Origin of the sequence: Amycolatopsis sp. NPDC057786 (genome assembly GCF_042797905.1) — a bacterium.
Taxonomy (GTDB): Bacteria; Actinomycetota; Actinomycetes; order Mycobacteriales; family Pseudonocardiaceae; genus Amycolatopsis.
The window spans coordinates 1-10,022 of the sequence record NZ_JBHVKW010000171.1 but is presented as its reverse complement, the minus strand read 5'-3'; the positions used below and the strand labels follow the sequence as shown (position 1 = coordinate 10,022).

Sequence of the window (10,022 nt, the reverse complement as noted above, 5' to 3'; positions counted from 1 at the left end):
CCCCCTTCCTTGCGCCTGGCGCAAGGAAGGGGGCCTTCACGTACTTCGAACCGGTCAGGCGGCTGCGCCGCGCACCGCCAATTTCCGCACGTCCATGTACAGGCACCCGGCCGTCGTGGGCTGCGGCGAACAGGTCCTGTCCGGATAGAACGACAGCTGGTTGGACGAAACGGTCAGCCGCACGAACCGCACACCGGTCGCGCTGCCCGGCGCGAGCTGGAGCGCGGTGAGCTTGTCGAGGTCGGCGGGTTTGAAGTCGCCGGTGCCCGCCTTCACCCACGTCGTGCCGTCCACCGAGGTTTCGACGGTGACGTCCTTGGCCGCCGCCGGCGGGTCGTCGCCGCAGCTATTGGACGGGTCGATCTCGATGGCGCTGACGTTGACCGGTTTGCCCAGTTCGATCGTGACGAACCGCGTCTCGATCGTGCCGTCGGGGCGGACGACCCTGTCGGTCGACCAGCCGCCCCCGCCGAGCACCGACGAAGTTGTGAGATCGCCGGGGCCGCAGCCGTACGGGGTGAAGTCCTCACCGTTGAACGCGGTGACACCCGCTCCGGCGCCGCTGGAGGCCCAGTTGAACCGCAGCGACCAGTCCACCTTGGTGGTTCCCGACCGCACCGAGACCGTGCGGATCTCGCCGTCGGCACCACCGCCGGAGGCGTAGACCTTCGGGTAGGTGCCGGGGAGCACGCCCGGAATGGTGTAGACGCCTGCCGCGTCGGTGACCGCGGAGAGCGACCCGGTGAAACCGGAGTCGTGCCCGCCGAACCGGACGGCGACGCCCGCGATCGGCGCCCCGGCTTCGCGGTCGGTGACCTTGCCGGTCACGGTCCCGGTCGGGGTGCCCGCGGGCGGCGGGGTGGAGAAGTCCTCGGCCGGCGCGGTGTCGGCGCCGGTGATCGACGCGGCGAAGTAGCCCATGCCGCGTGCCGCGAAGGCCTTCCACAGTTTGGCGTGCGCGCGGCCGCCGTTGATCACCGTGTCGGCCTGCAGGATCGAGTTCCGCATGTCCAGGAAGGACGGCGACGCGGGCGAAAGCTCCATCGCGCGGGTGACCAGCGCCCGCGTCAGCTGCACACCGAGTGCCGAGCGGATGTCCCACAGGGTGCTCGCCCAGATCTCGCCGTCGGCGTGGACCTGCGGGAAACCGATGATCCGGCCGAGGTCGCCGTAGGTGTAACCACCGGGCCCGGCCCCTGGCGTGCCGGGGCATTTCGGCGCGACGACGCCGACCGGGCAATCCAGCGGCTGGGTGCGGGCCAGTGGGACTCCGTTGCTCACGTAGTCGCCGCCGAGGAGTTCACCGGGCGCCGAGGTGTCCTTGATCGCGTTGCGCCCGACGAGGTAGTCGAAGGCGTACCAGTCACTCCAGGCCTCACCCATCGCGCCGGACTGCAGGGAGTTCAGGGTGGAGTTGCCCTGCGCGTCGACGACGAGGCGGTTGGACAGGCCGTGGGTGTACTCGTGGTGGATGATCGTCGCGTCGTCGGCCGAGTTCGCGGCGAGGAACGGGTCTTCGGGGTTCCTGGGATCGTGGAACAGGAACATCCCCATCGTCGGTGGCTGCCCGTCCGGCGGGGTGCCCATGAACGCGTTGTCGTAGTAGCCCGGTTCCTGTGCGCCGAGCAGGGTGTGGACCTGGACGGCGTCGCCGTCGACCTTCTCGAAGTTGCCCGCCTGGCGGGTGAAACCGATCGGGAAGGAGGCGAGGTGGTCGTGGAAGCTCCCGACGTAGGCCAGTGCCTGCACGGCGTTCTGTTCCCGGTTCTTCGCCCACGAGCCCGGGGTCTTCGGATCCCAGGAGCACGGCCTCGCCGCCGAGCACGGCGGGCCGACGGCGGCGTTGAAGTCGGTGAACTTGTACCGGTAGGTGCCGTCGGTGTTCGGTCCGATCTCTTCCTGCGGCTGGAACTTCAGATCGCCGTTGACGTCGGCGGCGACATGCGCGACGTTGCCGTCGAGGGTCTTGGCGTCGGCGGGCAGCCAGCCCTTCTGGGTCAGGTTGACCTGCTTCTGCGGACCCGGCTGCGCTTCCCAGGCGAGGCCCTTGGCGTCGTTGGCGTCGTTGGCGTGGTTCACCAGGTTCTTGCGGTAGAGCAGTTTGCCGGTGCCGGCGTCGGTCACCTCCTGGAACATCTTGTCCACGGCGGGTTTGGTCAGCGTGTACCAGGCCGGTCGGATCCCGTCGCCGGTCAGGAACGCGACCTGCTTGGAGTCCGGGGCGGGGGCGGCCAGCGTGGTCGCGCCGAGCGAGGCGGGAAGATCGCGCACGGGCGCGCCGTCCAGCTGGATCAGCCTGCCGTCCTTCGTGACGTGCGCCTTCAACCCGTTGCCGAACACGGGAACTCCGCCGACGGACTGGGTGAAGGACAGGTGGTGCGTGCCTTCGACGTCGACGTAGTCCTTGCGCAGGTCGAGTTTCGCGGCGTCATCGGCGCTGAGGCCGACCAGTCCTTCCTTCTCCCGCAGGTAGTTCAGCACGATGTCGCGGGGTGATCCACCGCTCGGTCCGGTGAGGAAGCCGTCGGTGCGGGCCAGCACGCGGGGCGTGCCGGTCAGCTCGTCGAAATCGAGCAGGGCCTGAGTGCCCAGTTCCGCCCGTGCCTTCGTGACGGACGTCGTCCGGGACGCCGCGAGCCGGTCCCGCGCGGCGAGGACCCGCGGGCTGGTTCTCGCCGCGTCACGGACATCGATGTCCTTGCCCGATCTGTCCGGTGTGGTGTGCACGGCACCCGGTGCCGGTGCCGCGCCGGCTTCGGGCGCTGTGACCAGCGCTAACACTGTGATGGCGGTCGCGGCGCACAACGAGGCACGCGAACGCGACGAACGTGACGTCACTCCAGACCCCTCTCTCGGTGGTGACGCAGACGTTCTCTTCGTACCGATACAGTCACGGCGGGCATCAGCGCCGATCAGGTACGGAAATCCCGGTGAGCGGGTACTCCGGCGCCGGAGTGTCCACAATGGATTAACCGGGATTCGTAGGGGAAGATGGACGCCACCACGGAATTCGAGCGGCTGCGGCCCGTGATGTTCGGGCTGGCGTACCGCCTGCTCGGTTCGGCGGCGGAGGCGGAGGACGTCGTTCAGGACGCCTATCCGAAGTGGGCGGGCGCCGAACGTGAGTCGATCGCGTCGCCGCGGGCGTGGCTGGCGAAGGTGGTCACCAATCTCTGTCTGAACCGGCTGACCTCGGCCAGGGCACAGCGGGAGCGCTACGTCGGGCCGTGGCTGCCCGAACCGGTCCTGACCTCGGACGACGTGCTCGGTCCACTGGAGACGGCGGAGCAGCGGGAGTCGGTGTCGCTGGCGATGCTGGTGTTGCTGGAGCAGCTTAGCCCGGTCGAGCGTGCGGTGTTCGTGTTGAAGGAGGCCTTCGCGTACAGCCATCGTGAGATCGCCGCGATCCTCGACGTCTCCGAGGTGAACTCGCGCCAGCTGCACAGCCGGGCGCGACGGGCGCTGGGCCGATCGGGCGAGCGACGGGTTTCGAACCCGCGGCATCTCGAAAAGCTGGTCGAGAGCTTCCTGTCGGCGGCACGGGACGGCGATTTGCCCGCTTTGGAGAGTCTGCTGACCGCCGACGTCACCGCGTGGTCGGACGGTGGCGGCAAGATCACCGCGGGCCGTCGTCCGGTGCACGGCGCGGCCAAGGTCGCGCGGCTGTACGCCGGGATGTTCGACGGCGCCGGACCGGTGTCGATCGAGATCCGCGAGGTCAACGGCGGTCCCGCGGTGGTCGCGACGGTCGGCGGCGTCCTGTACGGCGTCCTCGGATTCGAGGTGGTGGACGGGCGGATCCGCGGGCTCCGCGCGGTCGCGAATCCGGACAAGCTCGCGTTCCTGTCGGGACAGTTGTCACGTTCCGGGTGGCTCGCCGGTTCTTGAGGGTGGAAGCTCTGAGGAACGGAGGACCAAGGTGACGAACCCGATTCTGGTGACCGGCGGTACGGGCGACCTCGGCCGTGAGGTGGTGCGGCGGCTGGTGGCCGAAGATCGGCCGGTCCGGATCATGAGCCGACGGCCGCGTCCCGCCGAGGAGCCGAACGAGTGGGCACGGTGCGACCTCAAGACCGGTGACGGCCTCGCCGAGGCGGTCGCCGGTGTCTCGACGATCGTCCATTGCGCGTCGACGCTGGGTCGCGGGGACGAGCGGGTGACGCGGAACCTGGTCGAGGCGGCGCGGCGGGCGAGTAGTCCGCATCTGGTGTACATCTCGATCGTCGGCATCGACGTGATCCGGTTCTTCTACTACGACGAGAAGCTGGCCTCCGAGAAGGTGATCCAGGAGTCCGGTCTGCCGTGGACGGTGCTGCGCGCGACCCAGTTCCACGAGCTCGTCGCGCGGCTGTCGTCGGCGCAGCGGCGGCTGCCGGTGACGTTCGTGCCGTCGGAGTTCCGGTTCCAGCCGATCAGCACCGGCGACGTCGCGGACAGGCTGGTCGCGCTGGTGTCGAGTCCGCCGTCGGGGCGAGTGCCGGACATGGGCGGCCCCGAGGTGCGGACCGCCCGTGACCTGGCGGAGGCGTATCAGCGGTCGGTGGGACGCCGGAAGCCGATCGTGCCGCTGTGGATGCCGGGCAAGGCGGCCAGGGCGTTCCGGGCGGGCGGCAACCTGACACCGGACAACGCGACCGCCTCGGGCACGTTCGAGGAGTTCCTTTCCTCACGCGTTTAGTCCTCTGGATGCGGCACACCGAGCCGCGCTCGCGCGTCCGAGTTACGGTGACCTGGTGACGATCACCGGGTTCTTCTCCTCCTTCGAAACGGGTGATCCGCAGCCGGTGGATCCGGCCCTGCGCGTCGGCACCGGCCCGGCCGCGTCGCCGACCGCGAAGACCGGTGTCGGGTTCACCGGCGCGCACGCCCTCCGCTACGAGAACACGCTGCGCGCGACCGTGTTCGAAGTGGACGTCGAGGTCACCGGTGACACCGAACTGTCCTATGTGGTCTTCCCCGAAGCGGGGACCGGCTATCGCAGTACTTTCGTGGCGCTGGACGTCGAGTTCGCCGACGGGACGTCGGCCGGGTTCAGCGCCGCGGAGCAGGGGCTGGACAAGACGCTGTACGTGGACCAGTGGAACCTCGTGCGCCGCCGGCTGGGCGACTTCGCCGGACGCCGGATCGCCCGGATCGTCCTGGTCAGCGAGCCGCCGGACGGCGAGAGCGCGGGCTGGGTGGACGACGTCCGGATCACCGAACGCGCGGTCGAGATCCGCGAGCCGGTCGACCACGTCCGCACCACCCGCGGCACGCATTCCAGCGACAAGTTCTCGCGTGGCAACAACTTCCCCGCGACCGCGGTCCCGCACGGCTTCAATTTCTGGACCCCGGTCACCGACGCGGGCGCCACGAACTGGATCTACAGCTATCACCGGCACAACGACACCGCGAACCGCCCGGCGCTGCAGGCGTTCGCGCTGTCGCATCAGCCGAGTCCGTGGATGGGTGACCGGCACACCTTCCAGGTGATGCCGGGGATCGGCCCGGTCGAGGCCGACCGGGCCCGGCGCGCGCTCGCGTTCTCCCATGACGACGAGGTCGACCGGCCGCATCACTACGGCGTCCGGTTCGCCAACGGTGTCACCACGGACATCGCACCGGCGGATCACGCGGCGCTGTTCCGCTTCACCTTCCCTGGTGATCGCGGCTGGCTGCTGTTCGACAACGCCCGCAACCGGGGCGGGTTGCGGCTCGACGCGGCGAACGGCGTGGTCACCGGCCACACCTGGGTGCGCAGCAGGTTGTCGACCGGGGCGCGACGGATGTTCGTGTACGCCGAGTTCGACGTCCCGGCCGAACGCGGCGGGAGGATCCGGCGCCCGGTGTGGCGCACGGTGACCGGTTTCCTGGAGTTCGCCGCGGGCGAGGTGACGATGCGGATCGCGACGTCGCTGATCAGCCTCGCGCAGGCCAAGCGGAACCTCGACCAGGAGATCCCGGCGGGCACGACCTTCGAGCAGGTCCGTGACCAGGCCCGCGCGCTGTGGGCCGAGGTGCTGGACCGGGTCGAGATCGAGGGCGCGACCGAAGACCAGCGCACCACGTTCTACTCGAACCTCTACCGGCTGTTCCTGTATCCGAACTCCGCGCACGAAGTCACGCCGAAGGGTGTCCGTCACGCGAGCCCGGTCGTCCGCCGGCTCTGGCCCAGCACGCGCACCAGGACCGGAGCGAAGGTCGTGGACGGCGAGATGTACGTCAACAACGGTTTCTGGGACACCTACCGCACCACGTGGCCCGCCTATGCGCTGCTCACGCCCGGCCGGTGCGGGCGGATGATCGACGGATTCGTCCAGCAGTACCGCGAAGGCGGCTGGATCTCGCGCTGGTCCTCCCCCGGTTACGCCAACCTCATGACCGGCACCAGTTCCGACGTGGCGTTCGCCGACGCGTACCTCAAGGGCGTACGCGGGTTCGACGTCGAGGCCGCCTACGAAGCGGCGCTGAAGAACGCGACCGTGACGCCGCGTGGACAGAGCGTCGGCCGCAAGGGCCTGCACGAGTCGATCTTCCTCGGCTTCACGCCGACGTCGGTCCATGAAGGGCTGTCGTGGGCGCTGGAGGGCTGTGTCAACGACTTCGGCCTGGCGAATTTCGCCGAGGCACTCGGCCGTGACGATGACGCCGCGTACTTCCGGCAGCGTTCGCAGCAGTACGCGAACCACTTCGACCATCTGATCGGGTTCTTCCAGGGTCGCAACCGCGACGGCAGCCGCCATTTCGCCCCCGAGGGCTACGACCCCGAGGCCTGGGGTGGCGACTTCACCGAGACGAACTCCTGGAACACGGCTTTCTCGGTGCCTCACGACGGCGCGGGGCTCGCCGCGTTGCACGGTGGCACCGAAGCGCTGGAGTCCAAACTGGACACTTTCTTCGCGACGCCGGAGACAGGCCTCAAACCCGGTTCCTACGGTGGGCTGATCCACGAGATGACCGAGGCGCGCGACGTCCGGATGGGACAGTACGGACATTCCAACCAGCCGTCGCACCACATCCCCTGGATCTACCACTACGCGGGCGCGCCTGCGAAGACGCAGCGGATCGTGCGGGAGGTCCTGCGGCGGCTCTACGTCGGGAGCGACCTCGGCCAGGGCTATCCGGGCGACGAGGACAACGGCGAGATGTCCGCTTGGTACGTCTTCGCCGCGCTCGGGTTCTATCCGCTGGCGATGGGCAGCCCCGAGTACGTGATCGGGGCGCCGTTGTTCACGAAGGCGATCGTCCACCTGGAGAACGGAAAGGACCTGGTCATCGAGGCGCCCGGCAACACCGGCGACACCGTGTACGTCCAACGGCTGACGATCGACGGGCGCCCGCACGACAGCACCTCGCTCCCGCATTCCGCGCTGGCCGAAGGCGCCGTGCTGCGGTTCAGGATGGGCGAGCAGCCCTCGGACTGGGGCCGCTCCCCCGCCGAGCCCGCCGACCCGCGACCGCTCACGGACATCACGGTGCCCGACGGCCCCCTGTTCGACGACACCACCAAGACCGAGGTCACCTTCCCCGAACGCGAACCCGTCATCGAGTTCCCCGTCGAGGACGGGACGCGGGAGGTGGTGATGTACACGCTGACCTCGGGCAGCCGCGCGGGTGATCCGCGTTCGTGGGTGCTGGAGGGATCGGACGACGGCGAGCACTGGACGCTGCTGGACCAGCGTGAGGGCGAGAAGTTCCGGTGGCGCCGTCAGACGCGGCCGTTCGCCCTCGCCGGGCCTGCTCGGCACGCCCGATACCGTCTTCGCGTCACCTCGTCCACCGCCCGGCGGGTCACCCTCGCCCAAGGAGAGCTGCTCGCCCGATGATCACCCGCGTCACCCAGGCCATGACCGACCGTCTGGCCGCCTCCGATCCGGGCCTGGTCCGGCTCCGGCTCGGTTTTTCCGCCGTGCTCAGCATCGTCGTCGCGGTGCTGGCGATCCTGCCGTTCCACCAGCCGCTCACGGTCATCCTCGTCGCCGCGATCGCCGCGATGACGTCCGCCTTCACCGTCAACGACGAGACCCCTGGGAAGCAGGCGGTGACGCTGCTGTTGGGGCTGGTACTCGGCGCGGCGTCGCTCACCGCGGCGAGCGTGGGCTCGGCGGTGCCGCCACTGGACAGCGTCGTGTTCGTCCTGCTGATCTTCGTCGCGGTCTACGCCCAGCGGTTCGGCTCGCGCGGCATCGCGCTGGGCTCACTGTCGTTCTTCCTGTTCTTCTTCGCGATGTTCCTGCAAACGCATCTGCAGCAGGTCCCGGCGCTGCTGCTGGCGCTGACCATCGGCATCGCGGCCAACGCGGTGGTCCGGTTCGTCCTGGTGCGCAGGCACACCGACGCGGAGTTCCTGCGGATCCGGCGGGCGTTCCGGGCCCGGCTCGCCGCGGTGGTGCGCGCGGCCGAAGACCACCTCGCGGTGGGCGGCAGCGAGCGCACCCGCAAACGGCTCCGCAGGACGAACGCCCGTATGCACGAGTCCGTGCTGCTCATCGAGGACACCGCGCCGGAGGTGATCGGCGCGGACTCGGTGAACCGGCTCCGCCGCCGGGCGATCGAGGTCGAGCTGGCGGTGCAGTGGCTCACGATCACGGTGCAGCGCACCTGCGCCGAGGACCTCGACGAGGACGTCCGCGACGACCTCATCACCCGGATGCGGCGATTCCGGTCGCTGATCGAGCGCGACCCGCGGGAGCTGCCGCTGATCAGCGAGACCGAAGAGTTCAGCAAGATGCTGGTGGAAGGCAGCCGGATCGACGAACACGCCGCGCCCGGTGACGGCGTCCGCCGCGCGCTCGCCGAACTCGCGCTGGCCGACGTGCGCGCACAGCGGGTGGCCGAGCACGACGTCTCCGACGCCGCCGACGATCCCGAAGACCCCGAGGAGGAGAAGTCCTCGGCGTTCGCCTACGACAACCAGACGCGCAGCGCCATCCAGGCCGTGGTGGGCGGCGGTCTGGCCGTGCTCGGCGGGGAGCTGGTGTCGAGCCAGCGGTGGTACTGGGCGGTGCTGACCGTGTTCGTGGTGTTCATCGGCTCGTCGACGGCGGGGGCGACGTTCGTCAAGGGTGTCCGGCGGCTCGGCGGCACGCTGATCGGCATCGTGGGCGGGCTGGTGCTGACGCTGCTGGTGTCGGGCAGTGTGCCTGCGACCCTGGCGCTGATCCTGGTGTGCGTGTTCGGCATGGTCTACATGGCGCGGGTGTCGCAGGTGATCATGGCGTTCTTCATCACCAGCATGCTCGGGCTGCTGTACAGCCTGCTGGGGACGTTCAGTCTCGAGGTGCTGTGGATCCGGGTCGCGGAGACCGCCGTGGGTGCGGCGGCCGGGGTGCTGGCGGCGGTGGTGATCGTGCCGGTGCGCACGAGGGCGGTGATGCTGGACGACGTCTCGGCGCTGCTGGAGGAACTGGACGAGTTCGTCGAGAAGGCCGCGGGCCTGCTGTCCGGCGCGGAGAACGTGAGCGTCATCGAGAAGTCGCGGGATCTGGACCGGGCGGTGGACAAGGTCCGCACGACGATCGAGCCGCTCACCCATCCGGTGAATCTCAGCAGCCGCCGTGACTACGGCTGGCACGTGCTCACGACGGTGGAGACGATCGCTTTCCGCGCCCGCCATGTCGCCGCGCGGTCCCAGCCGGGGCTGCTGCTCAACGAGGCCGACCGGCTGCTGCTGTACACCGGGCGGATCCGGGAGAACACCGCGGTGCTGCGCAAGGCGATCGGTGACCCCGGCGGTTCGGGGCACGGGACGCTGATCCGGGACGACGGTACGCCGGTGGCGGACCGGATCGACGATCCGCGGGCGCGTTCGGTGCTCACCAGTCTCGGACACCTCGACGAAACGGTGATCGCGCTGGGCCGCGTGTTCGGGGTGGAGGCCACAGATCCGGAGCCTTCCGGCAAGTCGTCCCAGACGTAGTGAAGGCCTCCTTGCCTACTTTGAGGGTAGGCAAGGAGGCCTTCACGGACCGGCCCGCGACGCCTTGGGGTCGCCGAAGTACATGAAGGCCCCCATCCTTGCGCCTAGGTACAGGAAGGGGGCC

The 10,022-nt window shown here is 69.3% G+C and carries 5 protein-coding genes; 4 read left to right on the top strand and 1 reads right to left on the bottom strand.

Annotation, left to right across the window (positions count from 1 at the left end; all coding sequences use genetic code 11):
- Positions 1-54: 54 nt before the first annotated feature.
- The gene (locus ACFVM3_RS41035) at positions 55-2,838 is read right to left on the bottom strand and encodes a M36 family metallopeptidase (RefSeq protein ID WP_378445204.1); all 2,784 of its coding nucleotides are present in this window, start codon (positions 2,836-2,838) and stop codon (positions 55-57) included.
- A 153-nt stretch (positions 2,839-2,991) separates the two neighbouring features.
- Between ACFVM3_RS41035 and ACFVM3_RS41030 the strand changes: the two genes are divergently transcribed.
- From ACFVM3_RS41030 to ACFVM3_RS41015, 4 genes are read left to right on the top strand one after another with little or no spacing between them, the layout of a single operon-like run.
- Positions 2,992-3,888: an RNA polymerase sigma-70 factor gene (locus ACFVM3_RS41030; RefSeq protein ID WP_378445202.1), complete on the top strand. Its 897-nt coding sequence runs from the start codon at positions 2,992-2,994 to the stop codon at positions 3,886-3,888.
- A 31-nt stretch (positions 3,889-3,919) separates the two neighbouring features.
- On the top strand, positions 3,920-4,678 hold the full coding sequence (locus ACFVM3_RS41025) for an SDR family oxidoreductase (protein WP_378445200.1): 759 nt from the start codon (positions 3,920-3,922) through the stop codon (positions 4,676-4,678).
- A gap of 55 nt (positions 4,679-4,733) precedes the next feature.
- A complete protein-coding gene (locus ACFVM3_RS41020; protein ID WP_378445198.1) occupies positions 4,734-7,805 on the top strand; it encodes a GH92 family glycosyl hydrolase in 3,072 nt (1,023 codons plus the stop codon).
- A complete protein-coding gene (locus ACFVM3_RS41015; RefSeq protein WP_378445197.1) occupies positions 7,802-9,898 on the top strand; it encodes an FUSC family protein in 2,097 nt (698 codons plus the stop codon). The genes ACFVM3_RS41020 and ACFVM3_RS41015 overlap by 4 nt, the downstream gene beginning before the upstream one ends.
- The last annotated feature ends 124 nt before the right edge of the window (positions 9,899-10,022 follow it).

What these genes read in the sequence shown, in the direction of transcription:
- ACFVM3_RS41030 (WP_378445202.1), top strand. Translation starts at nt 2,992, where the DNA reads ATGGACGCCACCACGGAATTCGAGCGGCTGCGGCCCGTGATGTTCGGG.
- ACFVM3_RS41015 (WP_378445197.1), top strand. Translation starts at nt 7,802, where the DNA reads ATGATCACCCGCGTCACCCAGGCCATGACCGACCGTCTGGCCGCCTCC.